The sequence below is a fragment of the Uliginosibacterium paludis genome (genome assembly GCF_039631355.1).
GTDB classification, from domain to species: Bacteria; Pseudomonadota; Gammaproteobacteria; order Burkholderiales; family Rhodocyclaceae; genus Uliginosibacterium; species Uliginosibacterium paludis.
The window spans coordinates 38,999-65,517 of sequence record NZ_JBDIVF010000015.1; the positions used below are offsets into that span (position 1 = coordinate 38,999).

At 66.5% G+C, this 26,519-nt stretch carries 31 protein-coding genes; 16 read left to right on the plus strand and 15 right to left on the minus strand.

The genetic code is table 11. The features are described from left to right. Nucleotides 1-81 precede the first annotated feature (81 nt). The 4 genes from eat to ABDB87_RS19520 are packed head-to-tail and all read left to right on the plus strand — an operon-like array spanning nucleotide 82 to nucleotide 4,566. Entirely contained in the window at nucleotides 82-1,473 is a 1,392-nt protein-coding gene (gene eat / locus ABDB87_RS19505) for an ethanolamine permease (protein ID WP_345930246.1), read from the plus strand. Between the two features lie 13 nt (nucleotides 1,474-1,486). Then, complete coding sequence (locus tag ABDB87_RS19510; protein WP_345930247.1) at nucleotides 1,487-2,875, plus strand: ethanolamine ammonia-lyase subunit EutB; 1,389 nt, start codon at nucleotides 1,487-1,489, stop codon at nucleotides 2,873-2,875. Further along, nucleotides 2,868-3,659, plus strand: coding sequence for an ethanolamine ammonia-lyase subunit EutC (eutC, locus tag ABDB87_RS19515; RefSeq protein WP_345930248.1), 792 nt, complete (start codon nucleotides 2,868-2,870; stop codon nucleotides 3,657-3,659). The genes ABDB87_RS19510 and eutC overlap by 8 nt, the downstream gene beginning before the upstream one ends. Before the next feature lie 52 nt (nucleotides 3,660-3,711). After that, on the plus strand, nucleotides 3,712-4,566 hold the full coding sequence (locus ABDB87_RS19520) for a TorF family putative porin (RefSeq protein WP_345930249.1): 855 nt from the start codon (nucleotides 3,712-3,714) through the stop codon (nucleotides 4,564-4,566). A 17-nt stretch (nucleotides 4,567-4,583) separates the two neighbouring features. Here the strand turns inward: ABDB87_RS19520 and ABDB87_RS19525 are convergent, their stop codons facing one another. Then, nucleotides 4,584-4,889, minus strand: a complete 306-nt coding sequence (locus ABDB87_RS19525) for a hypothetical protein (RefSeq protein WP_345930250.1) — start codon at nucleotides 4,887-4,889, stop codon at nucleotides 4,584-4,586. An 11-nt stretch (nucleotides 4,890-4,900) separates the two neighbouring features. Beyond that, nucleotides 4,901-6,637 (minus strand): M30 family zinc metallopeptidase, encoded by a 1,737-nt coding sequence (locus ABDB87_RS19530; protein ID WP_345930251.1) that lies wholly within the window; start codon nucleotides 6,635-6,637, stop codon nucleotides 4,901-4,903. 473 nt (nucleotides 6,638-7,110) lie between these two features. Between ABDB87_RS19530 and ABDB87_RS19535 the strand changes: the two genes are divergently transcribed. Further along, entirely contained in the window at nucleotides 7,111-7,473 is a 363-nt protein-coding gene (locus tag ABDB87_RS19535) for a hypothetical protein (protein WP_345930252.1), read from the plus strand. A 3-nt stretch (nucleotides 7,474-7,476) separates the two neighbouring features. Here ABDB87_RS19535 and ABDB87_RS19540 read toward each other — a convergent pair whose 3' ends face one another. From ABDB87_RS19540 to ABDB87_RS19585, 10 genes are all read right to left on the minus strand, one after another. Then, a complete protein-coding gene (locus ABDB87_RS19540) occupies nucleotides 7,477-8,568 on the minus strand; it encodes a potassium channel family protein (RefSeq protein WP_345930253.1) in 1,092 nt (363 codons plus the stop codon). 94 nt (nucleotides 8,569-8,662) lie between these two features. Continuing rightward, complete coding sequence (locus tag ABDB87_RS19545) at nucleotides 8,663-9,598, minus strand: metal ABC transporter solute-binding protein, Zn/Mn family (protein WP_345930254.1); 936 nt, start codon at nucleotides 9,596-9,598, stop codon at nucleotides 8,663-8,665. Then, complete coding sequence (locus ABDB87_RS19550) at nucleotides 9,598-10,488, minus strand: metal ABC transporter permease (RefSeq protein ID WP_345930255.1); 891 nt, start codon at nucleotides 10,486-10,488, stop codon at nucleotides 9,598-9,600. The genes ABDB87_RS19545 and ABDB87_RS19550 overlap by 1 nt, the downstream gene beginning before the upstream one ends. Continuing rightward, a complete protein-coding gene (locus ABDB87_RS19555) occupies nucleotides 10,485-11,225 on the minus strand; it encodes a metal ABC transporter ATP-binding protein (RefSeq protein ID WP_345930256.1) in 741 nt (246 codons plus the stop codon). The genes ABDB87_RS19550 and ABDB87_RS19555 overlap by 4 nt, the downstream gene beginning before the upstream one ends. Beyond that, a complete protein-coding gene (locus ABDB87_RS19560; RefSeq protein WP_345930257.1) occupies nucleotides 11,222-11,359 on the minus strand; it encodes a hypothetical protein in 138 nt (45 codons plus the stop codon). The genes ABDB87_RS19555 and ABDB87_RS19560 overlap by 4 nt, the downstream gene beginning before the upstream one ends. Before the next feature lie 111 nt (nucleotides 11,360-11,470). Beyond that, complete coding sequence (locus ABDB87_RS19565) at nucleotides 11,471-11,842, minus strand: NifB/NifX family molybdenum-iron cluster-binding protein (protein ID WP_345930258.1); 372 nt, start codon at nucleotides 11,840-11,842, stop codon at nucleotides 11,471-11,473. A 70-nt stretch (nucleotides 11,843-11,912) separates the two neighbouring features. Further along, nucleotides 11,913-12,998, minus strand: a complete 1,086-nt coding sequence (modC, locus tag ABDB87_RS19570) for a molybdenum ABC transporter ATP-binding protein (protein ID WP_345930259.1) — start codon at nucleotides 12,996-12,998, stop codon at nucleotides 11,913-11,915. Beyond that, nucleotides 12,995-13,675, minus strand: a complete 681-nt coding sequence (modB, locus tag ABDB87_RS19575; RefSeq protein ID WP_345930260.1) for a molybdate ABC transporter permease subunit — start codon at nucleotides 13,673-13,675, stop codon at nucleotides 12,995-12,997. Before modB ends, modC begins: the two co-directional genes overlap by 4 nt. 79 nt (nucleotides 13,676-13,754) lie before the next feature. Continuing rightward, entirely contained in the window at nucleotides 13,755-14,498 is a 744-nt protein-coding gene (gene modA / locus ABDB87_RS19580) for a molybdate ABC transporter substrate-binding protein (protein ID WP_345930261.1), read from the minus strand. 39 nt (nucleotides 14,499-14,537) lie between these two features. Then, nucleotides 14,538-15,350, minus strand: a complete 813-nt coding sequence (locus ABDB87_RS19585) for a TOBE domain-containing protein (protein ID WP_345930262.1) — start codon at nucleotides 15,348-15,350, stop codon at nucleotides 14,538-14,540. A gap of 172 nt (nucleotides 15,351-15,522) precedes the next feature. Between ABDB87_RS19585 and ABDB87_RS19590 the strand changes: the two genes are divergently transcribed. Then, nucleotides 15,523-15,951 carry a TOBE domain-containing protein gene (locus ABDB87_RS19590; protein ID WP_345930263.1) on the plus strand — a complete coding sequence of 143 codons (429 nt, stop codon included), beginning with the start codon at nucleotides 15,523-15,525 and terminating at the stop codon, nucleotides 15,949-15,951. 86 nt (nucleotides 15,952-16,037) lie between these two features. On the opposite strand, the gene ABDB87_RS19595 is transcribed toward ABDB87_RS19590, so the two are convergent. From ABDB87_RS19595 to ABDB87_RS19605, 3 genes are all read right to left on the minus strand, one after another. Beyond that, complete coding sequence (locus ABDB87_RS19595) at nucleotides 16,038-16,433, minus strand: hypothetical protein (protein WP_345930264.1); 396 nt, start codon at nucleotides 16,431-16,433, stop codon at nucleotides 16,038-16,040. Nucleotides 16,434-16,507: 74 nt separating this feature from the next. Continuing rightward, nucleotides 16,508-17,356 (minus strand): ModD protein, encoded by an 849-nt coding sequence (gene modD, locus ABDB87_RS19600; protein WP_345930265.1) that lies wholly within the window; start codon nucleotides 17,354-17,356, stop codon nucleotides 16,508-16,510. Continuing rightward, on the minus strand, nucleotides 17,356-17,901 hold the full coding sequence (locus ABDB87_RS19605) for a nitrogen fixation protein NifQ (RefSeq protein WP_345930266.1): 546 nt from the start codon (nucleotides 17,899-17,901) through the stop codon (nucleotides 17,356-17,358). Before ABDB87_RS19605 ends, modD begins: the two co-directional genes overlap by 1 nt. 880 nt (nucleotides 17,902-18,781) lie before the next feature. Between ABDB87_RS19605 and nifE the strand changes: the two genes are divergently transcribed. The 10 genes from nifE to nifS all read left to right on the plus strand — a co-directional run bounded on the left by nifE (nucleotide 18,782) and on the right by nifS (nucleotide 26,328). Continuing rightward, nucleotides 18,782-20,245: a nitrogenase iron-molybdenum cofactor biosynthesis protein NifE gene (nifE, locus tag ABDB87_RS19610; protein WP_345930267.1), complete on the plus strand. Its 1,464-nt coding sequence runs from the start codon at nucleotides 18,782-18,784 to the stop codon at nucleotides 20,243-20,245. Further along, the gene (gene nifN / locus ABDB87_RS19615; RefSeq protein WP_345930268.1) at nucleotides 20,242-21,648 is read left to right on the plus strand and encodes a nitrogenase iron-molybdenum cofactor biosynthesis protein NifN; all 1,407 of its coding nucleotides are present in this window, start codon (nucleotides 20,242-20,244) and stop codon (nucleotides 21,646-21,648) included. The genes nifE and nifN overlap by 4 nt, the downstream gene beginning before the upstream one ends. Then, the gene (locus tag ABDB87_RS19620; RefSeq protein WP_345930269.1) at nucleotides 21,596-22,078 is read left to right on the plus strand and encodes a NifB/NifX family molybdenum-iron cluster-binding protein; all 483 of its coding nucleotides are present in this window, start codon (nucleotides 21,596-21,598) and stop codon (nucleotides 22,076-22,078) included. The genes nifN and ABDB87_RS19620 overlap by 53 nt, the downstream gene beginning before the upstream one ends. Continuing rightward, a complete protein-coding gene (locus ABDB87_RS19625; RefSeq protein WP_345930270.1) occupies nucleotides 22,075-22,506 on the plus strand; it encodes a SoxR reducing system RseC family protein in 432 nt (143 codons plus the stop codon). Before ABDB87_RS19620 ends, ABDB87_RS19625 begins: the two co-directional genes overlap by 4 nt. Then, nucleotides 22,503-22,964 (plus strand): NifX-associated nitrogen fixation protein, encoded by a 462-nt coding sequence (locus ABDB87_RS19630; protein WP_345930271.1) that lies wholly within the window; start codon nucleotides 22,503-22,505, stop codon nucleotides 22,962-22,964. The genes ABDB87_RS19625 and ABDB87_RS19630 overlap by 4 nt, the downstream gene beginning before the upstream one ends. A gap of 10 nt (nucleotides 22,965-22,974) precedes the next feature. Then, nucleotides 22,975-23,190 carry a CCE_0567 family metalloprotein gene (locus ABDB87_RS19635; RefSeq protein ID WP_345930273.1) on the plus strand — a complete coding sequence of 72 codons (216 nt, stop codon included), beginning with the start codon at nucleotides 22,975-22,977 and terminating at the stop codon, nucleotides 23,188-23,190. Nucleotides 23,191-23,233: 43 nt separating this feature from the next. After that, nucleotides 23,234-23,533, plus strand: a complete 300-nt coding sequence (gene fdxB / locus ABDB87_RS19640; protein WP_345930274.1) for a ferredoxin III, nif-specific — start codon at nucleotides 23,234-23,236, stop codon at nucleotides 23,531-23,533. 12 nt (nucleotides 23,534-23,545) lie between these two features. Continuing rightward, complete coding sequence (locus ABDB87_RS19645) at nucleotides 23,546-24,019, plus strand: hypothetical protein (protein ID WP_345930276.1); 474 nt, start codon at nucleotides 23,546-23,548, stop codon at nucleotides 24,017-24,019. A gap of 138 nt (nucleotides 24,020-24,157) precedes the next feature. Next, complete coding sequence (gene nifU / locus ABDB87_RS19650) at nucleotides 24,158-25,075, plus strand: Fe-S cluster assembly protein NifU (RefSeq protein ID WP_345930278.1); 918 nt, start codon at nucleotides 24,158-24,160, stop codon at nucleotides 25,073-25,075. Nucleotides 25,076-25,122: 47 nt separating this feature from the next. Continuing rightward, nucleotides 25,123-26,328 carry a cysteine desulfurase NifS gene (nifS, locus tag ABDB87_RS19655; RefSeq protein ID WP_345930280.1) on the plus strand — a complete coding sequence of 402 codons (1,206 nt, stop codon included), beginning with the start codon at nucleotides 25,123-25,125 and terminating at the stop codon, nucleotides 26,326-26,328. Nucleotides 26,329-26,519 lie beyond the last annotated feature (191 nt).

A 26,519-nucleotide genomic window follows, 5' to 3' on the forward strand; every position in this document is an offset into this window, starting at 1 on the left:
ATATCGACGTGCCAAAAGCGGATAGAGCGCCAGACCGCCGCGGCGCAGCATTCACCCAGGCTAACCGAGGAGTGAATCAACATGAGTACAAACAGTGGCGCAGCCGGCAGTCTGTCGGCAAGCCTGGGCACCTGGCAGCTGTGGGGTATCGCAGTCGGGCTGGTGATCTCGGGTGAATATTTCGGCTGGAGCTTCGGCTGGGCAAGCGCCGGCACGCTGGGCTTCCTGATCACCACGCTGGCGGTGGCCCTGATGTATGGCACCTTCATCTTCAGCTTCACCGAGCTGACCACCAGCATTCCGCATGCAGGCGGTCCCTTCGCCTACAGCTATCACGCCTTCGGCCCCACCGGCGGCTATCTGGCCGGCATGGCCACGCTGATCGAATTCGTGTTCGCGCCGCCCGCCATCGCGCTGGCCATCGGCGCCTATCTGAATGTGCAGTTCCCCTCGCTGGATCCGAAGATCGCCGCGGTGGGTGCGTATGTCGTGTTCATGGCACTGAACATCGTCGGGGTCACCATTGCGGCCACTTTCGAGCTCTGCGTTACGCTGCTCGCGATCTTCGAGCTGCTGGTGTTCATGGGCGTGGTGGCACCGGGCTTCTCCTTCGCGAATTTCGCCAAGGGCGGCTGGGCCGGCGCAGACAGCTTCTCTCTGGCCTCGATCTCCGGCATCTTCGCCGCGATTCCCTTCGCGATCTGGTTCTTCCTCGCCATCGAAGGCGTGGCCATGGCCGCCGAAGAAGCGAAGGATCCGAAGCGCTCGATTCCGCGAGCCTATGTCGGCGGCATCCTGACCCTGGTCGTGCTGGCCATGGGCGTGATGGTGATGGCCGGTGGCGCCGGTGACTGGACCAAGCTTGCCAACATCAATGACCCGCTGCCCCAGGCGATGAAGATGATCGTCGGCGAATCCTCGGGCTGGCTGCACATGCTGGTCTGGCTGGGGCTCTTCGGCCTGGTTGCCTCCTTCCACGGCATCATCCTCGGCTACTCGCGCCAGATCTTTGCCCAGGCTCGTGCCGGCTACCTGCCGGGCTGGCTGGGTGCGGTGCATCCGAAGTTCAAGACGCCGCACCGCGCCATCATCGCCGGTGGCGTGGTGGGCATCGCCGCGATCTTCAGCGACGAGCTGCTCTCTTTCGGCGGCCAGACGCTCACCGCCAACATCGTGACCATGTCGGTGTTCGGTGCGCTGCTGATGTATATCCTGAGCATGGCCTCGCTGTTCCGCCTGCGTCAGACGCAGCCGGGCCTTGCCCGCAGCTATCGCGCCCCGGGCTATCCGGTGGTGCCGGCCATCGCGCTGACCGGCGCCGTGATCTGCCTGATCACCGTGACCTGGTTCAACCCGCTGCTGGCGGGCCTCTTCCTGGCAATCCTGGCAGTCGGCTATGCCTACTTCCGTGCCACCCACGCCCAGCGTTCGGCCGCCTCGCCGATGGGTTCACTGGCCGCGCAGCCGGAATAAGGACGGGGCACGCATGTACTCGGCCACCACCGGCATCCGCCGCCATGTCTTCGCCGATCTGAAGACCCTGCTCGCCAAGGCCAGCCCCGCCCGCTCGGGTGACATGCTGGCCGGGGTGGCGGCCGCGTCGGAAGAGGAACGCATGGCGGCGAAGATCGCACTGGCCGATGTGCCCCTGCGCCGCTTTCTCGAAGAGATGGTGGTGCCCTACGAGATCGATGAAGTCACCCGGCTGATCATCGACCATCATGACGCCACCGCCTTCCTGCCGATTGCGAGCCTCACCGTGGGCGAGCTGCGCGACTGGCTGCTCTCGGATGCGGCGAGCCCGGACGTGCTCGCCGCGCTGGCCCCCGGCCTCACGCCGGAAATGGTGGCCGCCGTCAGCAAGCTGATGCGCAATCAGGATCTGATCCAGGTGGCGGCCCGCTGCGAAGTCGTCACCCGCTTCCGCAACACCCTGGGCCTGCGTGGTCGCCTCGCGGTGCGCCTGCAGCCCAACCACCCGACCGATGATGCTCATGGCATCGCCGCATCGATGCTCGACGGTCTGCTCTATGGCGCCGGCGACGCCGTGATCGGCATCAACCCGGCCACCGACAGCCTGCCCGCGATCAGCCGGCTGCTGGAACTCATCGACGGTTTCCGTCAGCAGTACGAAGTGCCGACCCAGAGCTGCGTGCTGACCCATGTGACCAACACGATCCGCGCCATCGAACGCGGTGCGCCGGTCGATCTGGTCTTCCAGTCCATCGGCGGCACCGAAGCAGTCAATACGAGCTTTGGCGTCACCGCCGCGATTCTCGAGGAATCCATGCACGCCGCCCGCAGCCTTTCGCGTGGCACGGTGGGCCAGAACGTCATGTATTTCGAAACCGGCCAGGGCAGCGCGCTCTCGGCCAACGGCCATCACGGCGCCGACCAGCAGACGCTGGAAGCGCGTGCCTACGGCCTCGCCCGCCGCTTCGAGCCGCTGCTGGTCAACACGGTGGTCGGCTTCATCGGCCCGGAATATCTCTACGACGGCAAGCAGATCATCCGCGCCGGGCTGGAAGACCACTTCTGCGGCAAGCTGCTGGGCCTGCCGATGGGCTGCGACATCTGCTACACCAACCATGCCGAAGCCGATCAGGACGACATGGACACCCTGCTCACGCTGCTGGGCGTGGCCGGCATCAACTTCATCATCGGCGTGCCCGGCGCGGATGACATCATGCTGAATTACCAGAGCACGTCCTTCCATGACGCGCTCTACCTGCGCCGCGTGCTGAACCGCCGCCGCGCACCGGAATTCGAAGACTGGCTCATGCGCATGGGCATCGCCGACTATCGCGGCGAACTGATCGCGCAGAGCAGCCAGCAGCCGCTGCTGGGTTTTGCCGGCGAGGCCCTGCATGGCTGAGAACAAACTGATCACGCCCGACCCCTGGACGCGCCTACAGGCGCTCACCCGCGCGCGCATCGCGCTGGGCCGCAGCGGCGTGAGCCTGCCGACGCGCGAAGTGCTGGGCTTTGGCCTGGCGCATGCCCAGGCGCGCGACGCGGTGCATCAGCCGCTGGATGTGGCTGCGCTCGACGCCGCCTTCCGCGACGCCGGTTTTGCGACGCGCACGGTCACGAGCCGAGCCCCGGATCGGGTCAGCTATCTGCGCCGTCCGGACTGGGGCCGCCGCCTCGCCGAAAGCTCGGTGTCATTACTCAAGGCCTCGGCCCCGGCTCCCGCGAAAATCGCTTTCCTGGTCGCCGACGGACTCTCCTCGCTGGCCACGCAACGCCACAGCCTGCCGCTCCTGCAAGCGCTCAAGCCCTGGTTCCCGGATCTCTGCGCCTGCCCGGTGGTGATCGCCACCCAGGGCCGCGTGGCGCTGGGAGACGAAGTCGGTGCACTGCTGGGCAGCGAGATGGTCGTGGTGCTGATCGGCGAGCGGCCCGGATTGTCTTCACCCGACAGCCTCGGCATCTACCTCACCGGCGCGCCGCAGGTGGGCCTCACCGATGCCGCGCGCAACTGCATCTCGAATGTGCGACCCGAAGGCCTCGACTATCCGGAAGCCGCACGCAAGCTTGCCTTTCTGCTCGCCGGCGCCCATCGCCTCGGGCGCACCGGCGTCGAACTCAAGGACGACAGCGACGAGCGCCTGCCCGATGAACGCCCCGAAGCCTTCGCACTCGCCGCTCCGGCATGACATCCACCGACTTCCCTTTTTTGCAGCCACACCACCCGACCTGGAGAAAGCCATGATGTTCCCGACCCGACGCACCCTGCCTGCCGTGATCAGCGCCGCCCTGCTGGCTTCCCTCTTTGCCGCCGCACCTGCTCGCGCCGAAGACACGCCGACCTGGACCTTCCCGACTTCGGTAAGCCTCGTCAGCGACTACATCTTCCGCGGCCAGTCGCAATCCTGGGGCAAGCCGGCCCTGCAGTTCTCCACCGAAGCCGATCACGCCAGCGGCGCCTACGCCGGCTTTGCCGCCTCCACCGTCTCCAAGCACTGGCTGCCCGGCGCCACGATGGAAACCGACTTCTCCGGCGGCTACCGCAACAAGATCGCCGACACCGTCGGCTATGACGTTGGCGTAGTCTATTACGCCTACCCCGGCGGCAACTGGAAGAAATCCGCCTTCGAGGGCTACAACGATCCGAACAGCCTGAACACCGCCGAAGCCTATCTGGCGCTGAGCTACCAGTGGCTCACCTTCAAGACCGGCCGCACCCTGACCGAATACTTCGGCTGGAGCACCAACAACTCGCCGGTCGGCGGCGGCTTCGCAGGCGACTCCACCGCAGGCGTCACCGGCAGCACGCGCGGCTCCACCTTCTACGAACTCAACGCCGCCTATGACGTGGCCGAGGGCTGGAATGTGAGCGGCCAGATCGGTCGCCAGAAGATCAAGAATGCCACCGGGCTGGACATCACCTACTACAAGCTGGGCGTCACCAAGGCGCTGCCGGCGGGCTTCTCGGTCGGCGTGTTCTACTCCGGCAGCAGCGAACCGGACGCCTACAAGAACTTCATCAGCCTGAAGAACGCCAGCACCGACTCCGACATCGCCCGCAAGACGGTGTTCGTGAGCGTCGCGAAAGCCTTCTGACCGGGGCCACCGCCCGCTCAGTCGAGCGGGCGGATATGGCGGACCTGCAGGATGGGCTGACCGCCGAGGGGATCTTTGGCACCCGCCGGGCCGGCTTCGACTTCGACCCGGCGGTTCTGCAAAGCCAGGGCCTGCGCCTTGTCCACGCCTTCGAGGGGCCAGCGCCGGCCCTGTTCGTCGTCCAGCACCGGCGACACGAAAGGCGCGTTGCCGACCAGGTGCAGCACGCCGTGATGCAGGCGGTTTGCAGGGGCGGCCGCACACGCCGCCAGGGCCAGCGAGGCGACCAGGGCGGCGGGCAGTTTCTTCAGCGCGCTGAGCATCGCGACCGGCCTCAATTCACCACCACGGTCAGCGTGGTGTTGGCCGGAATGATGACTGTCCGGGTAAAGCTCGAGCCGCTCGCACTGAAGGTCTGCGCGGCATGCGCATAGGCATTCAGGCTGGAGGGCAGCGTGGAGGAAATCTTGCGCATGCTGGCGTAGGTCGGCCCGCTGAGTGCCGGCAGGTTCCAGCTGTTGCTGCCCACCGTGATCGCCCTGGCCGGATAGCCATAGCCGGTCGGCAATACACTGGCATCCAGCAGCGCGATCGCCGCGCCCCAGCGCTTCACGCTGGTGGCGAAGCTCGCCGTGCTGTCGCTGGCCTTGATCGCGGTATCGAGCGCGGTCACGGCGCTGGAGGAGGTGCCCTGCAGCAGGCTCTGGTAGAAGCTCAGGCCATACTGGCGCAGGAGGTAGGCGCCATAGGCGCCGCCGATGCTGTAGCTGAAGCAGCTGCTGCTGGTCGACTCGACATAGGCCGTCAGGCTGCAGTTGTTGATGCCGCTCGCCAGCCAGCCCGGCAGGCGCGAATCGCGGATATCGTTGTAGGTCGTCACGATCTGCGGATTGACGATGTCTTCCATCATCATCGCGCTGACTTCCTCGAGCCAGGTTTCGAAGCGCACGCCCTTGAGCACCGTGCGCTGATAGAAGTTGATCATGTGGGTGAATTCATGTGCCAGCACGCTGGCCATGAGGTCCTGTGCTGAAGCGCTGCTGCTGGCGAGCGTCTCGGAGTCGATGAAGAAGACCAACGCCTCATTGCTGTTGGCAAAGATGCCTGAACCCTTGTTGTAGTTATTAAGCTCGTAGAAATAGCCGACCAGGCCACCCGCGGTGTTGTCGCTGACGAAGTTGGTCACGACGATATTCACATCCTGCGTGCTGGCGATCAGCGCGCTGCTGCCGGTTGAACCCCAGGGCGCGCCGGCCACCGTGGTCGCGATATCGAAGATGCCGTTGCCGGAACGGGCGAACTTCGTCGCCAGCGCATCGACCTGGCTCTGGGTAACCTTGTAGCTCGCGCCGCTGGTGGTCCATTCGCTGTCCGGCACCCAGATGTTGAGCAACTGACCCGTGCTGAGGCTGACCTGCTTGCGCAGGGTCGTCGTCAGCGTGGTCGCGTTCACGGCTTCGTACCAGCTCCGGCTGTCGCCGGTCACATAGGCGGCGCTCACCGTCGCAACACTGCTGGCCATCACGCCGGCCAGGCGCGCGCTGCGTGAGGCCTCCAGGGTCGCGTCCGTGGTCGCCTGGGTGGCGGACTGGATCTCGCGCAAGCGCGCCGCCGCGCTGCTGTCGCCCTCGACCACATTGGCCGTGCTCGCGATGCCGCTTTGCGCTGCGGTGGAGGTGTTGGTCCAGATCAGGGTAACGGTCTTGCCGCTGACACCGCTCAGACTGAAGTTGAGGCTCGCGGCGCTGGTGCCGCCGGTCGCGGACCAGACCCCGATGCCGCTGCCGGCGTACTGGGTGGCACTGGTGGCGCCACAGTTGGCATCGGTGACGCGGTTGCAGGCCACCGCCAGGGTCGCAGACACGGTGGCCACCGAGCTGCTCGAGCCAGCGGAACTGCTGCCCGCGCTGCTCGTACTGCTGGCACTGCTCGCCGCACTGGCCGCCGATGACGAACTGGCGACCGCGACGCTCTCCGCAGCGCCACCTCCCCCGCCGCCACCGCCCCCGCAGCCTGCGAGCACCAGCGTAGCCCCCAGCGAGACTGCACCGCCGAATCGTTTGAAAGTCATCGCGAGCCCGTCATTCATTTCTTTTGCGCCTTGACTGAAACGTGACAAAACCGGAGCCGGAATCCTGACCCATCCATTGCTCCGGAAGACATTGCGGCTGGCCGCAAGCCCGCTGTTTCTACCCGATGGAGCGGCGTCCGGCACACGGGCCTCCGCCCTGAGGCGTGCCGGCCCCGGCAGAGGGCAGATCGGCCATCCGCGCCGCCCTGCACCGCCGTGGACGCCAGCATACGACGCAGCGCCGGCGCTGACACCGGTCGGCTGTCGGATCCGGCCCGTGCCGCGCTGCCGCTGTGCACCGGCCGCCACACGCCCCGATGTTGCAATTCCTGACTTTCCGCCCGCGAGCCCGCAGCGGTGCGGGATGTGGACCTGCCGGCGCCGCGGCGTGACACGGTCTGCAACCCTTGCACGGGTGCCCGCCGGCACCGGGATCCGCATGCTTGCGGACGAATCGAAACCGGAGCGCCGCAATGAATGCAGAAGACATGACCGCAGACGAGGTACAGGACGCAGCGGAAGCACATTCGTCATTCGATACGGCCATCCGCCATCTCGCCTTCGGCAGCGCCAGCCTGATCGTGGCCCTTTGTGCGGCGCTGCTGCTGCATCAGCTCGCCACGAATCTGGGCGCGCTGCGCGCCGAGGCGCCACAACCAGCACTGCACCACGCCTCGGACCGGGTCAGCCGTCTCCTCGGCCTGCATCCTGGGGCCAGTCGCGACGAGGACGCAGACGCCCGCCCGGCCGGCGGCCATCGGCGTGACGTGCGCTACTGCCTCAATCTGCCTCATCCGGACACCCGCCATCGCTGCACCGGCAGCCCGGCGAACTGACCCTCAGCCGAGCATGCGCTCGAACTCCTGCTGGCCGGCCGGGTTGGTCAGGGCCACCAGCACATGGCCCGCCTGCAGTTCGAAGTCACCCTGCGGATTGAAGTGCCAGTCGCTGCCGACGCGCACGGCCATGATGATGTAATTCGGGCTGAACCTGCGCAGGCTGTCGAGCCGGCAGGCGACAAAACCCGCCGGCACCACCGCCTCTTCCATGCGGATGCGGTTGTCCGAGCGCAGCATCTCCTCCATGAAATGCTGCACCCGCGGCCGGATCATCATCGCCACGATGCGCAGCCCGCCGGTGAAGTCCGGCAGGATCACCTGGTCCGCGCCAGCCTTGGCGAGCTTCGCTTCGTTGCGGGCTTCCAGACAGCGCGCCACGACGCGGATCGAGGGATTGAGCTGCTTGGCGGTGAGCGCAATCATCATGTTCTTCGCATCGTCATTGCTCACCGCGAAAATGCCGCGCGCCCGCTCGATACCGGCATCGATCAGCACCGGATCATCGGTCGCATCACCATGCAGCCAGACAAGCTCCGGCTCGCGCTCGGCCACGTCATGCAGACGCTGGTGATCGGCGTCGAGCGCCACGAAAGGGCGGCCGCTCAGCGCGAGTTCGGTACCGACGTTCTGGCCGACACGGCCATAGCCGCACACGATGAAATGGTCGCGCAGGCCATCGATCTTCTTTCTCATGCGGTGCCTCCGCAGGTTGATGTCGAAGTCATTCTCGAAGAAGAAAAAGGTCAGGCTGGTGAAGAGAAAGGTCACCGTGCCGAAACCGATCAGTGAAAGCAGGCCGGCAAAGATCCGGCCGCCCGCGCCCTGGAGCGGCACGATCTCGCCATAGCCGACGGTGGAGATCGTGATCAGCGTCATGTAGAGCGCATCGGACAGATCCGCCCGCCCCTCGCCGATCAGCACGAAACCCACCGTGCCGAGCAGCACCAGCAGCACGAGGGCGAGCGTGGCGTACCAGGCGCGCTGCAGGATGCGGTTGAGCGGACTGCTGCGCCGGGTCTGTGCCGGCGCCGGCTTGCGTGTGGCGAGCCGGCCAACCCTGCGGATGGCAAATGGCCAGAAACGGAATCTCATGACCCTGCTGCGAGAATGGGGAGCGCGGATTATACGGGCGACTCCCCGGCGCCCGGATGCAGGGGTTTCCCTGCTCCGGCGGCCGGTCCGCCGCTCAGCGCGCCAGCATCGCGCCGGCCAGTACCGTCGCGTTGTGCCGGAACATTTTCAGATAGCTGTCGGCCACGGGGTCGGCAGAGAGCGCGTCGGAATAGAGCCGCCCGCCGACCACGCCGCCCCCTTCGCGGGCAATGCGCTCAACCATGCGCGGGTTGCTGATGTTCTCGACGAACACGGCCCTCACCTGATGCGCCTTCATCTGGCGGATCAGCCGGGCGACGTCCGCGGCGGAAGCCTCGCTCTCGGTTGAACGCCCCTGCGGCGAGAGCAGCTCCAGACCATAGGCTGCGCCGAAGTAGCCGAAAGCATCATGCGAAGTAATGACCCGTCGCTGCGCAAGCGGCACGCGGGCCAGCGTCTCGCGCACGAAGGCATCCATCTCGCGCAGCTGCGCGGCATAGGCCGCGGCCCGGGCATTGATCGCCCCGGCCTGCGCCGGGCGAGCCTCCACCAGTGCGGCGCGCAGGTTCTCGACATACACCATGCCATTGGCAAGATCCTGCCAGGCGTGCGGATCCACACTGCCGTGAGCCGCCTGCCCTGCAGGGCCATGCGCATGATCATGCGCCTCGGCCATCCTGCGGGGCGTCACCCCGCGCGAAGCCACGACCACCTTGCCCCGATAGCCTGCGGAGCGGATCAGGCGCGTCATCCAGCCTTCGAAGTCGAGCCCGTTGACGACGACCAGATCCGCCCCGGCCACGCGGCGCGCATCGGCCGGGCGCGGCTCGAAGACATGAGCGTCGCCATCGGGGCCGACCAGCATCGAGACGCTGACTGCATCGCCACCCACCGCCCTGACCATGTCCGCCAGGATGGAAAAGCTCGCCACCACCTTCAGGGGCGCATCGGCGGCACGCGCCGGCAGCAGGCAGAAGCAGGCAAGCAGTGCAGCGCCAAGACGCAAGAGGAAACGGACCGGCATGTTCATCAGGACTCCTTGTGAAGGTGCCGGCGCATGCGGCTGCCGAGGATGCCCTCATGGCGCCCCAGCACCAGCGAAAAAAGGTAGAACCCGCCCGCGACCAGCACGATGGCCGGGCCGGAAGGCAGATCCGCGTAATACGAGCCAAGCAGTCCGGCATAGCCGGAGACGAAGGCCATCAGCGCTGCCACGCTGGCCATGCCGCCGACCGAACGCGCCCAGAAGCGCGCGCTCACCGCGGGCAGCATCATCAGGCCGACGCCCATCAGCGTGCCCAGCGCCTGAAAGCCGCTGACGAGCGTCGCCACCAGCAGGCCCAGAAACAGCAGGTGGTAGAGACCGCCACGGCCGCCGAGGGCGCGCAGGAATTCCGGATCGCAGCACTCCACCACCAGCGGCCGGTAGATCAGCGCCAGCACGGCGAGCACCACGCTGGCCACACAGGCGACGAGCAGCAGCGCCGCATCGTCGACCGCCAGGATCGCGCCGAAGAGCACATGCATCAGATCCACGCTGCTGCCATGCAGCGAGATGATCATCACCCCGGCGGCCAGCGCGATCAGATAGAAAGCCGCAAAGCTCGCGTCCTCGCGCTGCGGCGTGAGCCGCACCACTGCCCCCGCGCCGAGCGCCACCAGCATTGCCGCCACGAAGCTGCCCGCACTCATGGCGCCCAGCGAGAAGCCCGCAAACATGAAGCCGACCGCCGCACCGGGCAGCAGCGCATGCGCCATCGCGTCGCCGACCAGACTCATCCTGCGCAGCACCAGCAGCACGCCCATCGGCCCGCTGCAGAGCGCGAGCGCGAGACAGGCGACGAGTGCCCGGCGCATGAAGCCGAACTCGATGAAGGGGCCGACCGCCAGATCGAACATCCCGGTCATGCTCACGCTCATGCCGCCCTCCCGCACATCGGCGCCGCCTCATCCCAGGCCATGGAAAGCATCCTGGCGCGGCCGAGGTTGTCGGCGCCAAGCACCGTCCGCGTCTCGCCCCAGGCGATCGGCTCGCGCGCCAGCAGCAGCGCCTGCGGAAAATGCGCACGCACCTGGGCCAGGTCGTGCAGCACCGCAATCACCGTGCGGCCCTCGCCGTGCCAGCGCTGCACCAGCATCAGCATGTCGCGGACGGTGCGCTCGTCCACCGCATTGAAAGGCTCGTCGAGCAGAATCAGGCGGGCGTCCTGCAACAGCAGGCGGGCAAACAGCAGACGCTGGAACTGACCGGCAGAGAGTTCGCCGATCAGCCGCGCGCCGAAGCCCTCCAGCCCGACACGCGCCAGCGCCTCGGCCGCGGCCTCGCGCAGGGCGCGCGTCACGCCGCGGAAAGCGCCACTCTGCCGCCAGGCGCCAAGCTGCACCAGCTCGTCCACCCGCAACGGAAACTGCCGGTCAATCGCCGAGCGCTGCGGCAGGTAGGCCACGGTCTCGCGCAGTTCCGGAGCCAGCGTGATGCGCCCGCCGCTCAGGGGTACGGCGCCGGTAATCGCGTTGAGCAGGCTGCTCTTGCCCGCGCCATTGGGCCCCACCACGGCACTCAGCGAGCCGCTCGCAAAGGCGCCGCTGAGATGATGCAGCGCCGGATGACGGCGGTAGGCCACCGTCACGTTTTCCAGGGTAATCGCGTTGCTCATGCCGACAGGGCCCAGACCACGCCGGACCACAACAGGGCAATCAGCAGCATGGCGGCAGACAGACGCAGGGCCGCGCTCAGGGCCAGCAGCCCCGGCGGATCAGGGCGGTGAAAACGAGACGGAACAGGAGGCATGGCAGCAGGCTTTCGGCAGACAAACCGGCTGCAGGAGATTCGCGACAACCGGAGCACCAATAATGCAACACAGTTGCATTTACTGCAAGCCGGGCGGCAGTACGCGGCGGCTCAGTGCCGGCGGAAAAGATCGTGCAGCTTGCACACCAGCCGCAGCGGGTTGAACGGCGGGGCGGCCAGCGCACGCCCCGCCAGCAGGGCCTCGAATACCTGCTCGACGCCTTTCTCGCCGGTGACCCGCACTTTTACGCCCCGGGCTTCGAGCCGCTTCACGAAGCCCTCGCCGGCGCTGCCGGTCACGACGACATCGACCGACTCCAGCGGGTGGCTGCCGGCCTCACCCGCCCAGTGATGAAAGAGCTGCTCACGGGCGAGCAGCAGATCATGCCGGCGACCGTCCGCCTCGCGGACACACCAGCGCCGGGCCTTGCCGGCATGACCACAGACACGCAGACCATCGGGAGAGGATACGGCGATACGCATGGCAGACTTCCTTCAATGACCGGAACAGGACGCCGTCATGCAGCAAGTTGTACGCCAGTGGCACAGCGGATTACTCCAGCAAGGCGACGGCCTTGACCTGCGCCCAGACCGCCAGCCCCGGCGCCAGCCCGAGCTGGGCGGCCGAGCGATGGGTGACACGCGAGATCAGAGCCACCCCACCCGCCTCCAGCCCCACCAGGCATTGCGCGGGATCGTCTGCGGGCGCGATGCCGGTCACCGTGCAGGGGAAGCGGTTCTGAATGCTGCTGGCATGGTCAGGCGTCGTGGCCACCGACACGTCACGCGCCAGGATGCGAACCCGAACCGGCGTACCCGCGGCCAGGCTGCGCTGCGAGACCTGCAGCTCGCCCCCGGCAAAGCCCAATCGCGTCAGATGCCAGGCACTGTCGTGATCGAGCACATGGGCCGCAATCACCACGCTCGCCTCCTGATCGCGGGCGAGCGGCAGATCGAGCCGCGCCAGCGTGTCGGTCAGCGCGCCGGCGGCCATCACGCGGCCGCCCGCCATCAGCACCAGATGATCGGCCAGACGTGCAGCCTCCTCGATCTGGTGCGTCACATAGAGCATCGGGATTTCCAGCTCGTCATGCAGGCGCTCGAGATAGGGCAGGATCTCCTGCTTGCGCGCGCTATCGAGCGCGGACAAGGGCTCGTCCATCAGCAGCAGGCGCGGCCGTGTCAGCAGCGCGCGGGCAATCGCAACCCGCTGCCGCTCGCCGCCGGAGAGGCGATCCGGCATCCGTCCCAGCAGCGAGCCGATACCGAAGCGATCGGCCATCGCGCGGATGTCATCGTCATTGACGACCCCGCCGGCCCGCTTCATGCCGAACGCGAGATTGCGGCGCACATCCAGATGCGGGAACAGGCTCGCCTCCTGGAACACATAGCCGATGGCGCGTTGCCAGGTCGGCGTGAAGTGGCCGGCCTCGTCCTGCCAGCAGTCGCCATTGAGGGTGATGCGGGCCCGGCCTGCTCGCTCCAGCCCGGCCACACATCGCAGCAGCGTGGTCTTGCCCGAGCCGGAGTGGCCGAAGAGCACGCTCACGCCGTAACCCGGCAGGGCCAGATCCACATCCAGTGAAAAGCCGGCATAGGCATGCTGCACGCGCAATGCCAGCGTGGTCGCGGCGTTCATGCCGGCCTCCTCCGCGAATCGGGGTTCAGGGCATAGAGCAGGAAGAGCACGACAAAGGCGAACACCACCATGCCGCCCGCCAGCCAGTGCGCCTGCGAATACTCCAGCGCCTCGACACGATCGAAGATCTGCACCGAGACCACCCGCGTCTGGCCGGGGATATTGCCGCCGATCATCAGCACCACGCCGAACTCGCCCACGGTGTGCGCAAAGCCCAGCACCGCTGCGGTGAGAAAGCCGGGGCGCGCCAGCGGCACGACGACGGACCAGAAGGTGTCGAGCGGGCGTGAGCGCAAGGTCGCCGCCACTTCCAGCGGACGCGGGCCGATGGCCTCGATGGCGTTCTGGATCGGCTGCACCACGAAGGGCAGCGAATAGAAGGTGGAAGCCACCACCAGCCCGGGAAAGGTGAAGGGCAAGAGGCCCAGTCCCAGCGCCTGGGTGGCCTGACCGACCACGCCGTTTGGCCCCATCACCAGCAGCAGGTAGAAGCCCAACACGGTCGGCGGCAGCACCAGCGGCATCGACACCAGCGCGCTCACCACGCTGCGCAGCCGCGAGCGCGTATGCGCCAGCCACCATGCCAGGGGCGTGCCGAGCAGCAACAGCAGCACGGTCACCGTGGCGGCAAGCTTCAGGGTCAGCCAGACGGCTGCAAGGTCCTGTGAATCGGGCATCTTTGTCGGGTCGGAAAAACGGTCAGTGAAAAGCGGGCGCCGGCGCCTCCGGCCTGCAGCCTGCCTTCAGCACGGAAGCTCAATACTCGTAGCCGTAGGACTTGATCACCGCACGGGCCTTGTCCGCCCTCAGGTACTTGAGAAAGGCGTCCGCTGCGGGCTTGCCTTCTCCCCTGGCCAGCAGGATCGCATCCTGGCGGATCGATGCATAGTCGGCGGCCGGCACGATCCAGGCCGAGCCCCCGGTCAGCTTGCCGTTCTCCCACACCTGCGAGAGCGCGACGAAGCCCAGCTCCGCGTTGCCGCTGGAGACGAACTGCCAGGCCTGGGTGATGTTCTCGCCCTGCACGATCTTCGCCTGCAGGCTCTCGGCCAGGCCAAGTTTCTTCAGCACCTCCACGCCGGCCGCACCATAGGGCGCGGTCTTCGGGTTGGCCAGTGCCAGCCTGGCGAAGTCGCCCTTCTTCAGCACTTCGCCCTTGTCGTCCACATAGCCTGGCTTCGCACTCCACAGCACCAGCTTGCCAATGGCATAGGTGAAACGGCTGCCCTTCACCCCGGCGCCTTCCGCCTCGATCTTCGCCGGCGTTTCATCATCAGCCGCGAGGAAGACCTCGAAGGGCGCGCCGTTCCTGATCTGGGCGTAGAAAGCGCCGGTCGAGCCGGTCGAGATCACCACCTTGTGGCCGGTATCCGCTTCGAAATCCGCCGCGATCTTCTTGACCGGCGCCGCGAAGTTGGCCGCCACCGCCACCTTCACTTCATCGGCCAGCGCGGGTGCCACGAGGCCGATTGCGGCCAGCAGGGAAAGCAGGATTTTCATCGCATGAACCTTTCTTCTTTCAAGGGGAAAACGGGCAACTCAATCGAAGGAACACAGGGTGACGCTCGAGGCCTTGAACACCGCGCAGGCCCGCATGCCTTCGGTGAGCCCGAGCTCGCGCAGGGATTCGCGCGTGATCAGCGCGCTCACCGTGCGGCCGGCCGGCAGTGCCAGCACCACGTCAACCGCTACCGGCCCCTCATGGATGCGGCTCACCGTGCCCCAGAGCTGGTTGCGCGCCGAGATGCGCAGCTTCTCGTCGATCATCAGGATCACGGCGGAGGAGTTGACCCAGGCATGCAGCTCGCGCCCGATGCCCAGCTGCAGCTGCTCGGCGCCCTCGCGTGAAACCTGGGCCACGATCTCGTTCATGCCATCGAAGCGGATGCCGACCTCGAAGGTCACCTCACCCGCCCGCAGCGTGGTGACCGGGCCGACGAACTGGTTGCGCGCGCTGGGCGTCACACCCACGCTGCGCATCAGCCGGCGCAAGGCCTGCGGGTCGGCCGCATCGGCGTTCGAGAGACTGGCGGTCACGCGGTCCAGCGCCTGCTGGTATTCCGCCTCCATCGCCCGGTAGAGCGTGACCACACGCCGGCCGTAATCGGTCAGCTGCGTGCCACCGCCGTTCTTGCCTCCGACCGCACGCTCGACCAGCGGCTGCTCGGCAAGATTGTTCATCGCATCGACGGCATCCCAGGCAGCCTTGTAGGAGAGCGGCACCTCGCGCGCGGCCTGGGAAATCGAGCCGGTCAGCTCGATCGCCTCCAGCAGCCGGATGCGCGTGTCGCCCAGAAAACTGCCCGCTGCCAGATCAACGCCGAAGCGCCCGATCATCCTGCCCTTGCTCATGGAAAACGATCCCGGTCTGTTCATTTCGTTATATTTCCATATAAATAGCGAAAACGGGCAAACCGGCGCATCCTGACAGCCTCTTTTTCTGCGCGCTGTAGTGGAGCCGTCGCGCGCTGAGCCGATACAGTGACCGCACCTCTCCCCTCAGCTTCAATGAAAGGCAGCCACCATGAAGATCAGTGCCCGCAACGTGTTCGAAGGCCGCATCAGCGCCCTCTCCAGCGGCCCCGTCAGTGCCGAAGTGGAAGTCACCACCACCGGTGGAGACACGCTCGTCAGCACCATCACCCAGGGCAGCGTGAGCGCGCTCGGTCTGGTGGTCGGCAAGCCGGTAGTCGCTGTCGTGAAAGCCAGCAGCGTGATGGTCATGACCGATGGCAGCGGCGTGAAGCTCTCTGCCCGCAACTGCCTCACCGGCACCGTGAAGAAACTGGCGGTCGGCCCGATCAGCGCCGAAGTGGTGATCGCGCTGCCCGGCGGCGCCGAGATCTTCGCCAGCGTGACCCGCGACGCCACGACCGAACTGGGCCTGCATGAAGGCAGCCCCGCCACGGCGGTGATCAAGGCTTCGTCGGTCATCATCGGCAGCCGGGACTGATCGCGCCCCTGCACCGGACCGGCGAGTCCTCACCACTCGCCCAGCCGGCAATCTGACGGTACATGCCGCGTCAGAGGTGGCACACCTCATCGCGGCATCTCCGTGGCGAGCGTGAAGAAAGCACGGGACTGACTGCAGTCCTCCCCGGTGGACACCTGGCGGCGGATCAGCCAGCGATCGTCCACCAGGCGCCAGCCCGCGAGGTGCTCGGCATAGACCGGCATCATGAACCAGTGCTCGTCGTCATCGGTCCGCAGTTCGGTGATCACTACCTCATGCCGGCAATAGCAGGGCTGATCCTCGGTTTCGTAGCCCAGTACCCGCTCGGCCCGGATCTCGTATTCGCGATGCCGGGTGAAGAAGACCGGTCGAACAACCTGCGCCAGCCAGGCCAGCGGCAAACCGCTTCGCCAGTCATGCTCCTCGCATGTCCGCGAAGAATTGCCGAGCGGCGCGCTGCGTGAAAAAGGATGAAGATTCATGATGCCTTCCGGATTCGCTATGTTTGTTTGTATATAGCGATAAGCATGCCAGCACGACGCCGTTCAGGCTGGGATCAGATGGGCTGGAAGCTGACCTTCACGTCCCGCGGCAGCGCGAAGTAGGGCGCGGAACTCACCAGAAAATCGGCGCCCGCCCCGGCATAGGCGAGCGCATTGGCGAGCGTCACGCCGCCGGCAGGCGCCAGGAGGGGCTGCAAGCCCTCGGCCTGCAGCAGCCAGCGGCACTCGGCCAAGGCATCCGGACTGAAGCGCTCGAGCTGGATCACGTCGGCGCCGAAGCGGGCGAGACGCAAGGCCTCGTCCAGATCGCCAGCCTCGACCACCAGCTTCTTTTCCGGACAGGCCTGTCGGATTTGTTCAAAGCGTGCCGCGAGGCTCACATTGTCGACAAACACACGATGGTCGGGAAACACGAGGAGCGTTTCCGACAATCCGAGCCGGTGCGCCACTGCCCCGCCAGCGATCATCGCCTTGGCGGCCAGGCGGCGATTGCCGGGAAAATTCTTGCGGGTGCAAGCCAGCGCCTGCCGGTGCCCCGCCGCGCGCAGCGCGTCCACGATGTCGGCCGCGCCCGAAGCGAAGCCGGAGAGATATTCGATCAGCGTCTGGGCGGTTTTCCAGGCCAGATGCAGCACACCGGCCGTACCGCTCGCCTGCAGGATGCGCTCGCCCGCCTGCAGGCGGCTGCCGGAAGCACGCAGCTCGCTGACCGTGGCGCCCGCCAACGAGAGCATCCGCGCCGCCTCCTCGCTGCCGCAGAGACACATCGGCCCGCGGGCCTGCATGACCAGGCGGCCCGGCAGTGCCTCGATGCCGAGGCTGCGGGTGGTCAGGTCTCCGAAAGGCGCGTCTTCTTCCAGCATCGCGGCGAGCACCGCGTCGCTCACACAGCAGCCCGGCATCAGAGCTCCGGCCCGAAGCAGACGGAATGATCGACGCAGTCCGTGCAGTTGGGCGACTTGCAGATCGGCACGCCAGCGCGCTGGCAGAGCTGGCGGTAGAAGAACTTCTTCCACTTCATGTCGCCGGTATTGAGCGCGGCGATGGTCGGAAAGCGCTGGCGCAGGATGGAAGAGAGCTCGCGTCGCGAAGGCAGGCCCATGTCCTGCCAGAGATGATTGTCACGCTGCGCGGCGGTAGCAATCACCGCCGAAAGCCAGATGCCGGTCTGATCCAGGGGTGCCGCATGCTCCATCAGGAGCTCGAAGAGCTCCTCGAACTCATCGAAAACGGGTCGCTCCGCGGCGCCGTTTTCCAGCGCCTCGCCCGGCACGCAAGCGGCGCACATCGCAGCAAACGCCTCCGGCCCCAACCCGCGCACCAGCGGCCGCGCGCCCACCCGCTGCGACGCAGCCAGCCCGCAACGGATCACCAGCAGATCCAGCGCATCCATCGGCATGCCGCTCTGCGGAATCGGATCGATCAACAACAACTCGGGAGCATTCATGACAGACACCTCCGCGAAAGCCGTTGCAAGGAGCAGGCCAGTTTCCCGATGCCGGCGCGGAATGCCGGCCGGGTTCCGGGTGCTGGGTGCTGAATGCCCGAAGCCCGGCAAGGCGAAGCGCGTGACCCGTAGGGCGCCATGAGCGCAGCGAATCGCGCCGAAGCCCGGCAACACGCCACCTCCGCTTGCGCACCACGCCAAGTCGGTGCCCGTCGGCAAATCCCGCCCCCGATTTCACGTCTGCGGCGCAGTTCGCTTCGCTCAGAGCGCCCTACGAATGGGTGCTGCGTGTTGTGAACTCCAAGCCCGCCAGGGCGAAGCGCGTGATCCGCAGGGCGCCATGAGCGCAGCGAATCGCGCCGAAGCCCGGCAACACACCACCTCCTCTTGCGCACCACGCCAAGTCGGTGCCCGTCGGCAAATCCCGCCCCCGATTTAACCTCCGCGGCGCAGTTCGCTTCGCTCAGTGCGCCCTACGAATGGGTGCTGCGTGTTGTGAGCTCCAAGCCCGCCAGGGCGAAACGCATGATCCGCAGGGCGCCATGAGCGCAGCGAATCGCGCCGAAGCCCGGCAACACGCCACCTCCGCTTGCGCACCACGCCAAGTCGGAGCCCGTCGGCAAATCCCGCCCCCGATTTAAGCTCCGCGGCGCAGTTCGCTTCGCTCAGTGCGCCCTACGAATGGGTGCTGCGTGTTGTGAACTCCAAGCCCGGCAGGCTCAGTCCTCAGCACGCAGCCCTGCCTGCCGACATGAAGCCGACATTTTGTCGTGTTCGCCACAGCCCACCAATCACCCGAAACCATTGTACGGCAAGGCTTTCATGGGCGGGCACAGGCTTTGCGATGAGCTGTCTGTCCATTCACCGGGAAGCTGATGTCATGAAAGCCTCCGAGATCGCCGCACTGAAAGACGAGCCGGCCTGCGCCCACAACAAGGCGGAGGAGAAGGCCGGTTGCGCGCGCCCGAAGCCGGGAGCGACGGCCGGCGGTTGCGTGTTCGACGGCGCCCAGATCGCGCTGCTGCCGATTGCGGATGTCGCACACATCGTGCACGGCCCGATCGGTTGTTCCGGCAGCTCCTGGGACAATCGCGGCACCCGTTCCTCCGGCCCGGCGCTCTACCGTACCGGCATGACCACCGACCTCACCGAGCAGGATGTGATCATGGGGCGCGGCGAAAAGCGCCTCCTGCACGCGATCAAGCAGGCCATCGATGAGTATTCGCCGGCAGCCGTCTTCGTCTACACCACCTGCGTGACCGCGGTGATCGGCGACGACGTGGCCGCCGTCTGCAAGGCGGCCGCGGCGCGCTGGGGCGTGCCGGTGGTGCCGGTGGATTCGGCCGGCTTCTATGGCAGCAAGAATCTGGGCAACCGCATCGCGGGCGAGACCATGATCCGCCATGTGATCGGCACCCGCGAGCCAGAGCCACGCCCCGAGTTGCCCGGCCTCACCGTGCATGACGTGAATCTGATCGGCGAATACAACATCGCCGGCGAATTCTGGAATGTGGCGCCGCTCTTCGATGAACTGGGTCTGCGCATCCTCGGCTCGCTCTCCGGCGACGCCCGCTTTGCCGAAGTGCAGACCATGCATCGGGCGGAAGCCAGCATGGTGGTCTGCGCCAAGGCGCTGCTGAACGTGGCGCGCAAGCTCGAAGAACGATGGCATATCCCCTTCTTCGAGGGCAGCTTCTATGGCGTGATGGACACCAGCCAGGCCTTTCGCGATTTCGCCCGCCTGATCGGGGACGCCGATCTCGTCACCCGCACCGAAGCACTGATCGCCCGCGAGGAAGCCGCCATTCACGCCGCACTGGCGCCCTGGCGCGAACGCCTCGCCGGCCGCCGCGTGCTGCTCTACACCGGTGGCGTGAAGTCCTGGTCCATCGTCTCGGCCCTGCAGGATCTGGGCATGACGGTGGTTGCCACCGGCACCAAGAAATCCACCGCGGAAGACAAGGCGCGCATCCGCGAACTGATGGGGGATGACACCCTGATGATCGACGATGGCAGCCCCAAGGCCCTGCTCGGCGCCTTCAAGGATCTGCGCGCCGACATCCTGATTGCGGGGGGGCGCAACCTCTACACGGCGCTGAAGGCGCGCATCCCCTTTCTCGACATCAATCAGGAGCGCGAATTCGGTTATGCCGGCTACATCGGCATGCTGGAGCTCGCGAAACAGCTCGCGCTCACGATGGAAAGCTCGGTCTGGGCGGCCGTGCGCAAGCCCTCCCCCTGGGCACGCAGCAAGGCGGCCGGAACGCCGGTCGATCTGCCCGCCCCGGCAATTGCCGGCAGCAGCCCGCTGCCGGCTCTGAGTGAAACACAGGAGGCCGCATGAGCGACATCATCAAGCGCAGCAAGCCGCTGTCGGTCAACCCGCTCAAGTCCAGCGCCACGCTGGGCGCTTCGCTGGCCTTCCTCGGCCTGCGCCGGGCGATTCCGATGATGCATGGCTCGCAGGGCTGCACCGCTTTCGGCAAGGTCTTCTTCGTGCGCCACTTCCGCGAGCCGATTCCGCTGCAGACCACGGCGATGGACCATGTTGCCACCGTCATGAGTTCGGACGAGAACGTGATCGAGGGCCTGCGCACGCTGTGCGAAAAGAGCAGGCCGGATGTGATCGGCCTGCCGACCACCGGGCTCTCCGAAACCCAGGGCACCGACATCCAGCGTCTGCTGCGCAGCTTCCGCCTGCAGTATCCGCAGCATGCGCATGTGGTGGTGGTGCCGGTGAATACGCCCGACTATGCCGGCAGCCTGGAAACCGGCTTCGCCCAGGCGGTGGAAGCGATCATCGAGACCCTGGTGCCGGTGAGCCAGCATGCCGGCCGCCGCCGGCGCCAGGTGAATGTGCTGGCCAATGCCTCGCTGACACCGGGCGACCTTGAAGTGATCCGCGACTGGATCGAAGGCTTCGGCCTGCGTGCGGTGATGCTGCCGGACCTGGGCGACTCGCTCGACGGCCACCTGATCGAAGCCGAATATACCTCGCTCACGCTGGGCGGCACGCCGCGGGACGAGATCATCAGCATGGGCGAATCGGTGGCCACGCTGGTCATCGGCGCCTCGCTGGGCCGCGCGGCGGATGCGCTGCGCACCCGCACCGGCGTGCCGGACTACCGCTTCGATCACCTGATGGGGCTCGACGCCTGCGACCTCTTCACCGAGACCCTGTCGATGATCGCCGGCGTGGCGGTGCCCGAGAAGATCGAGCGCCATCGCGCGCAACTGCAGGACGCGATGGTCGACGCGCATTTCATGACCGGCTTCCTGCGCGTGGCGCTGGCCGCCGAGCCCGACCTCATTGCCGGCATGCAGGCCCTGCTCGCCGGCAGCGGTGCGGAAGTCGTGGCGGCCGTCAGCCCGGTCAGCGCCGACATCCTCAAGCGCCTGCCGCTGGCGCGCGTCCAGATCGGCGACCTGCAGGATCTCGAACGCGAAGCCGCCCGCCAGCAGGCGCAATTCGTGATCGGCAGCGCACACGCCGCCCAGGTCGCCAGCCGCCTCGGCCTGCCGCTGCTGCGTGCCGGCTTCCCGGTGTATGACCGGCTGGGCGACTGCGTCCGGCCCTGGGTGGGCTATCGCGCCGCGCGCCAGGCCCTCTTCGACATCGCCAATCTCGTCCTGGAGAACCACCATGACACGCCTGTCTACCGATCCGTCCTGCGGCCGGGCAGCCAGCCCGGACATGACATCGCACTCGCCGCAACGCCGCCTCACGCTGGCCTGGTCCGCCACTGAGCGCGAAGCCGGCACGCTGCTGATCGCGTTTGCGAGCGCAGACCGCGTGCAGGTCGACCAGCACTTCGGCTCCGCCGAAGGCTTCGTGCTGTATGCCGTCGACGCCGCCCGCGCCCGGCTTGCCGGTGTCATGGCCTTCGCGCCGGAAGCCATGGATGGCAACGAGAACAAGCTGGCCGACAAGATCGGTGCGCTCTCCGGCTGCGACGCGGTGTATTGCCTGGCGGTAGGAGGCTCGGCCGTGCGCCAGCTGCTGGCGGCCGGCATCCAGCCGATGAAGCTCGATGCGCCGCAGCCGGTCGAAGCCCTGCTGCAGGCGCTCTCCGGTGCGATCCGCGACGGCGGCGTGCCCTGGATCGACAAACTGCTGAATCGCGATGACGACCCTGCGCGCTTTGACCGCATGGTCGAGGAAGGCTGGGAAGAATGATGGAGCGCAGCGGACGCATCCTCTCGCTTCATGCCGAAAGCATGATCGTCACGGTAGACACCGCGCCGGCCTGCAGCCAGTGCGGCAGCCGCAAGGCCTGCCATGGCGGCAGCAGCGAGCTGACCCTCGCCCTGCCAGCCGGGCCCGGCCTCAAGCCCGGCGACCTCGTCACGCTGGCCCTGCCCGCCGGCCGCCTCAATCACGCAGCACTGCTCGCCTGGCTGCTGCCCGCCCTCGCCCTGCTCGCCGGCGCCGCCCTCGGGCAATGGAGCAATGGCCAGGACAGCGGCGCCATCCTCGGTGCGGCAACCGGCCTGCTCGCTGGCCTCGCCAGCGCGCGGCGCCTCGCCCGCCGGCTGGATGGCGAGCACTTTGAACCCTGCATCACCGCCCCCTTTGAGACCCAGCCCCGGAGCCCCACCCGATGAACCGCCCACTCGCCATCGACCCGATCTTCGACACCGACTTCATGCGCGAAATGCTGCGCCAGATGCGCGCACTCGATTCCTATGGCATGCACGACGGCAAGCCGATCGACATCCAGCTCGCGCCCTTCGTGCTGAGCAAGGAAGCACGCGCCGCAATTCCCCTGCTGGGCGACCCGGACCAGCGCACGCTCTCGCGGGTGAAGGCCTTCTACAACGCCATCGCCGTGCTCATCGAAAAGGAATGCGGCCTGATGGCCGTGCCGCTGGTCCATCTCTCGCATGAGGGCTTCGGCCGCGTGCTGATCACGGTCGGCAAGCTGGTGGCACTCGATCGGGCGCTACGCGACGTGCATCGCTTCGGCTTCGAGAGCTTCTCGAAGATGAAGACCGAAGCCGACAAGCAGCTCTCGGTAGCACTCGAGCTGGTCGGCCGCCATGCCGATGTGGCCGGCCTCTGAGGACACCGGCATGACCGACGCCGCAGAACTCGACCGCGAAGTCCGCCGCCTGAAGCGCATCGCTTCAGAGTGGGCGGGGCAACTCCACGACCTCGTGGAAGACCGCCTGCCCGCCGCCTTTCACGAATTGCCGGAGATCTCCGGCAAGACCTACGAAGCCTGCAAGGCCTGGGCCGATGCCAGCGCCCGCCTCAAGCAAGCCGCGACACCCGGAGAGAACCCTTGAAGCGCTTTTCCTTTCACCAACCTTCACCTTCAGGAATCTGATCATGGACCCTATCACCTCCGTTACCCGTGGCGGCAAGCCCTGGACCCCCGAGTTCGCCGTGTCGCTAGACGGAAAGAAGTGCATCGGCTGCGGCCGCTGCTACAAGGTCTGCACGCGTGACGTGCTGGAACTCATCGATCGCAGCGAGGACGACATCGACGAAGACGCCGATGACGACAGCGAAAGCATCTCCTCGGTAATGGCGCTCTCCAACCCGGATGACTGCACCGGCTGTGGCGCCTGCTCGCGGGTCTGCCCCAAGGCCTGCTTCACCAACAAGCCGATGCCCCTGGCGGCCTGAGCCCGATGCGGCGTGGCGGCTCCGGCTGCCACGCCCTCCCATTCGCCCATGCAGCCCGCCAGCGAGCCGGACCTGAGGCCGCGCCTGATCCTGTTCCACAAACAGGCGACCAGCGCTCGCCTGCGCTTCCTGTGCCTGCCGAGCGGCGTGCTGGTCTTCGATCCGCTGCCGCAACCGCAGACCTTGCGCGAGAACGCCCACACCGCACACAGCGTGCGCCCGATGCCATCCGCATGGTCGGCGGAGGCGGTCCGGCGCCTCGGGCTCGCACCCACGGCACTGGAAGCGGAGCACGACTTCTATGAAGAGCTGATTCATGAAGGCCGGGTTACACCGGTGCTGCTCGCCGGCTTCACCGCCATCGATCCACCTTTCGAAATCGCCCGCCTGCTGCACGGCCGCTTCATCGACCTGCTCGAATCGCAGGACCGGCCGCCGCTCGAACGCGAGCTGCTGCGCCGCGCCTATGAATGCGTGATGGGCTGAAGCCCTCGCAGCTGTCGCAAACCCGACAGGCAAACCCCACAAAAATCGTCCCATGCCTTGTCCTGCAAGGCTTTCATCGCTTGGCACGGGTGTTGCGAAAGTCAGCTCAGACGATTAGCCCCTCACGGAGATGACGCAATGTGGGATTACACCGAAAAAGTCAAAGAGCATTTCTTCAACCCGCGCAATGCCGGCCCCCTCGAAGGTGCGAACGCCACCGGTGACGTCGGCTCCATCCAATGCGGTGACGCGCTGCGCCTGATGCTCAAGGTGGAGCCCGAAACCGAGGTGATCCTGGACGCGAGCTTCCAGACCTTCGGCTGCGGCTCGGCCATCGCGTCGAGCTCGGCGCTGACCGAGATCATCAAGGGCATGACGCTGGACGAGGCGCTGAAGGTATCCAATCAGAATATCGCCGATTTTCTCGATGGCCTGCCGCCGGAGAAGATGCACTGCTCGGTGATGGGCCGCGAAGCCCTGCAGGCCGCGATCGCGAACTATCGCGGCGAGAGCTGGAGCGACGATCACGAGGAAGGCGAGCTGATCTGCAAGTGCTACGCGATCGACTCCGCCATGATCGAGGAAGTGGTGCGTGCCAATGGCCTCACCACGCTGGAGCAGGTCACCCACTACACCAAGGCCGGCGGCGCCTGCGCCTCCTGTCACGAGAAAATCGAAGGCGTGCTGGAGAAGATCCTCGCCGCCCAGTGCGAAGCGCCGACGATCAAAAAGCCCGAACCGGAAGCTGTCGCCGAGGTCGCCGCCGCAGCAGCCCCCGCCCCGGCCGCCAGCGAGAAGCCCAAGCTCACCAACATCCACCGCATGCGCAAGATCGAGGAAGTGATCGAAAGCATCCGCCCGATGCTGCAGCGTGACCATGGCGACATCGAGATGGTCGACATCATCGGCAAGAACATCTACGTGAATCTCAAGGGCGCCTGCATGGGCTGCGCGCTCGAAGCCGCCACGCTCGGCTCGATCCAGCAGAAGCTCTTCGAGGAACTGGGCGAATACGTGCGCCTGCTGCCTGCCTCGCAGATGGAAATGAGCAACTGAGCGCGGCCCAGCCCGCCCCTCCGCCCCTTGCCCCCGGGAGCCCTAACATGAAACCGATCTACTTCGACAACAACGCCACCACCGCCTGCGATCCGGCCGTCGTGGAAGCCATGCTGCCCTTCTTCACCGAGCAGTTCGGCAACGCCTCCTCCATCCACAGCTTCGGCAATCAGGTCGGCCTCGCCATCAAGCAGGCGCGCGGCCAGATCCAGCGCCTGATCGGCGCCGAGCATGATCACGAGATCATCTTCACCGCCGGCGGCACCGAGTCGGACAACACCGCCATCCTCTCCGCCCTCAAGGCCCAGCCGCAGCGGCGCCAGATCATCACTACGGTGGTCGAGCACCACGCCGTGCTGGCGCTCTGCGATCAGCTCGAGAAGGAAGGCTATGTGGTGCACAAGCTCAAGGTGGACAAGCGCGGCCGCCTCGACATGGACGAATACAAGTCACTGCTGTCAGACCAGGTTGCCATCGTCTCGGTGATGTGGGCCAACAATGAATCCGGCACCATTTTTCCGGTGGAAGAAATGGCCGAGTATGCCAACGCCATGGGCATCCAGTTCCACACCGATGCGGTACAGGCCGTGGGCAAGATCGCCATCGACCTCAAGCGCACGAAGATCGACATGCTCTCGCTCTCCGGCCACAAGCTGCACGCGCCCAAGGGCATCGGCGTGCTCTACCTGCGCCGTGGCACCCGCTTCCGCCCGCTGCTGCGCGGCGGCCAGCAGGAGCGCGGTCGCCGCCCCGGCACCGAGAACGCGCCCGCCATCATCGGCCTGGGCAAGGCCGCCGAAATCGCCATGAGCCAGTTCGACACCGAAAACAATGAGGTGCGCTACCTGCGCGACAAGCTCGAGCGCGGCATCCTCGCCCGCGTGCCCAACGCCTTCCCCACCGGCGACCTCAACTGCCGCCTGCCCAACACCAGCAGCATCGCCTTCGAATACGTCGAAGGCGAAGCCATCCTGCTGCTGCTCAACAAGCTGGGCATCGCCGCCTCCAGCGGCTCGGCCTGCACCTCCGGCTCGCTGGAACCCTCACATGTGATGCGCGCCATGGGCATCCCCTACACCGCCGCGCACGGCACGATCCGCTTCTCGCTCTCACGCTACAACACCGCCGAGGAAGTCGAGCGCGTGATCGAAGCCCTGCCTCCCATCATCGCCCAGCTGCGCCAGATCTCGCCCTACTGGAACGCAGCGAAAAACTGCCCGGCGGATCAGGCGTTTGCGCCTTCGTACGCCTGAGCGGCGGGAGTCGGGAGTCGGGAGTCGGGAGTCGGGAGTCGGGAGTCGGGAGTCGGGAGTCGGGAGTCGGGAGTCGGCAACAGTATCGCCCCGCCTCCCTTTTTCCCGATCTCCCCCGAGTTCGACAGTTCGTCGCGTAAGTTGTTGATTCGTATATGAGCGAATCTCAAACGTGCCCCTACAAGAAAGTG

Bases quoted from the DNA above. Each gene is read 5' to 3' on its own strand.
- eat (WP_345930246.1), top strand. From the start codon at position 82: ATGAGTACAAACAGTGGCGCAGCCGGCAGTCTGTCGGCAAGCCTGGGC.
- ABDB87_RS19510 (WP_345930247.1), top strand. From the start codon at position 1,487: ATGTACTCGGCCACCACCGGCATCCGCCGCCATGTCTTCGCCGATCTG.
- eutC (WP_345930248.1), top strand. From the start codon at position 2,868: ATGGCTGAGAACAAACTGATCACGCCCGACCCCTGGACGCGCCTACAG.
- ABDB87_RS19520 (WP_345930249.1), top strand. From the start codon at position 3,712: ATGATGTTCCCGACCCGACGCACCCTGCCTGCCGTGATCAGCGCCGCC.
- ABDB87_RS19525 (WP_345930250.1), bottom strand. From the start codon at position 4,889: ATGCTCAGCGCGCTGAAGAAACTGCCCGCCGCCCTGGTCGCCTCGCTG.
- ABDB87_RS19530 (WP_345930251.1), bottom strand. From the start codon at position 6,637: ATGACTTTCAAACGATTCGGCGGTGCAGTCTCGCTGGGGGCTACGCTG.
- ABDB87_RS19535 (WP_345930252.1), top strand. From the start codon at position 7,111: ATGAATGCAGAAGACATGACCGCAGACGAGGTACAGGACGCAGCGGAA.
- ABDB87_RS19540 (WP_345930253.1), bottom strand. From the start codon at position 8,568: ATGAGATTCCGTTTCTGGCCATTTGCCATCCGCAGGGTTGGCCGGCTC.
- ABDB87_RS19545 (WP_345930254.1), bottom strand. From the start codon at position 9,598: ATGAACATGCCGGTCCGTTTCCTCTTGCGTCTTGGCGCTGCACTGCTT.
- ABDB87_RS19550 (WP_345930255.1), bottom strand. From the start codon at position 10,488: ATGAGCGTGAGCATGACCGGGATGTTCGATCTGGCGGTCGGCCCCTTC.
- ABDB87_RS19555 (WP_345930256.1), bottom strand. From the start codon at position 11,225: ATGAGCAACGCGATTACCCTGGAAAACGTGACGGTGGCCTACCGCCGT.
- ABDB87_RS19560 (WP_345930257.1), bottom strand. From the start codon at position 11,359: ATGCCTCCTGTTCCGTCTCGTTTTCACCGCCCTGATCCGCCGGGGCTG.
- ABDB87_RS19565 (WP_345930258.1), bottom strand. From the start codon at position 11,842: ATGCGTATCGCCGTATCCTCTCCCGATGGTCTGCGTGTCTGTGGTCAT.
- modC (WP_345930259.1), bottom strand. From the start codon at position 12,998: ATGAACGCCGCGACCACGCTGGCATTGCGCGTGCAGCATGCCTATGCC.
- modB (WP_345930260.1), bottom strand. From the start codon at position 13,675: ATGCCCGATTCACAGGACCTTGCAGCCGTCTGGCTGACCCTGAAGCTT.
- modA (WP_345930261.1), bottom strand. From the start codon at position 14,498: ATGAAAATCCTGCTTTCCCTGCTGGCCGCAATCGGCCTCGTGGCACCC.
- ABDB87_RS19585 (WP_345930262.1), bottom strand. From the start codon at position 15,350: ATGAGCAAGGGCAGGATGATCGGGCGCTTCGGCGTTGATCTGGCAGCG.
- ABDB87_RS19590 (WP_345930263.1), top strand. From the start codon at position 15,523: ATGAAGATCAGTGCCCGCAACGTGTTCGAAGGCCGCATCAGCGCCCTC.
- ABDB87_RS19595 (WP_345930264.1), bottom strand. From the start codon at position 16,433: ATGAATCTTCATCCTTTTTCACGCAGCGCGCCGCTCGGCAATTCTTCG.
- modD (WP_345930265.1), bottom strand. From the start codon at position 17,356: ATGCCGGGCTGCTGTGTGAGCGACGCGGTGCTCGCCGCGATGCTGGAA.
- ABDB87_RS19605 (WP_345930266.1), bottom strand. From the start codon at position 17,901: ATGAATGCTCCCGAGTTGTTGTTGATCGATCCGATTCCGCAGAGCGGC.
- nifE (WP_345930267.1), top strand. From the start codon at position 18,782: ATGAAAGCCTCCGAGATCGCCGCACTGAAAGACGAGCCGGCCTGCGCC.
- nifN (WP_345930268.1), top strand. From the start codon at position 20,242: ATGAGCGACATCATCAAGCGCAGCAAGCCGCTGTCGGTCAACCCGCTC.
- ABDB87_RS19620 (WP_345930269.1), top strand. From the start codon at position 21,596: ATGACATCGCACTCGCCGCAACGCCGCCTCACGCTGGCCTGGTCCGCC.
- ABDB87_RS19625 (WP_345930270.1), top strand. From the start codon at position 22,075: ATGATGGAGCGCAGCGGACGCATCCTCTCGCTTCATGCCGAAAGCATG.
- ABDB87_RS19630 (WP_345930271.1), top strand. From the start codon at position 22,503: ATGAACCGCCCACTCGCCATCGACCCGATCTTCGACACCGACTTCATG.
- ABDB87_RS19635 (WP_345930273.1), top strand. From the start codon at position 22,975: ATGACCGACGCCGCAGAACTCGACCGCGAAGTCCGCCGCCTGAAGCGC.
- fdxB (WP_345930274.1), top strand. From the start codon at position 23,234: ATGGACCCTATCACCTCCGTTACCCGTGGCGGCAAGCCCTGGACCCCC.
- nifU (WP_345930278.1), top strand. From the start codon at position 24,158: ATGTGGGATTACACCGAAAAAGTCAAAGAGCATTTCTTCAACCCGCGC.
- nifS (WP_345930280.1), top strand. From the start codon at position 25,123: ATGAAACCGATCTACTTCGACAACAACGCCACCACCGCCTGCGATCCG.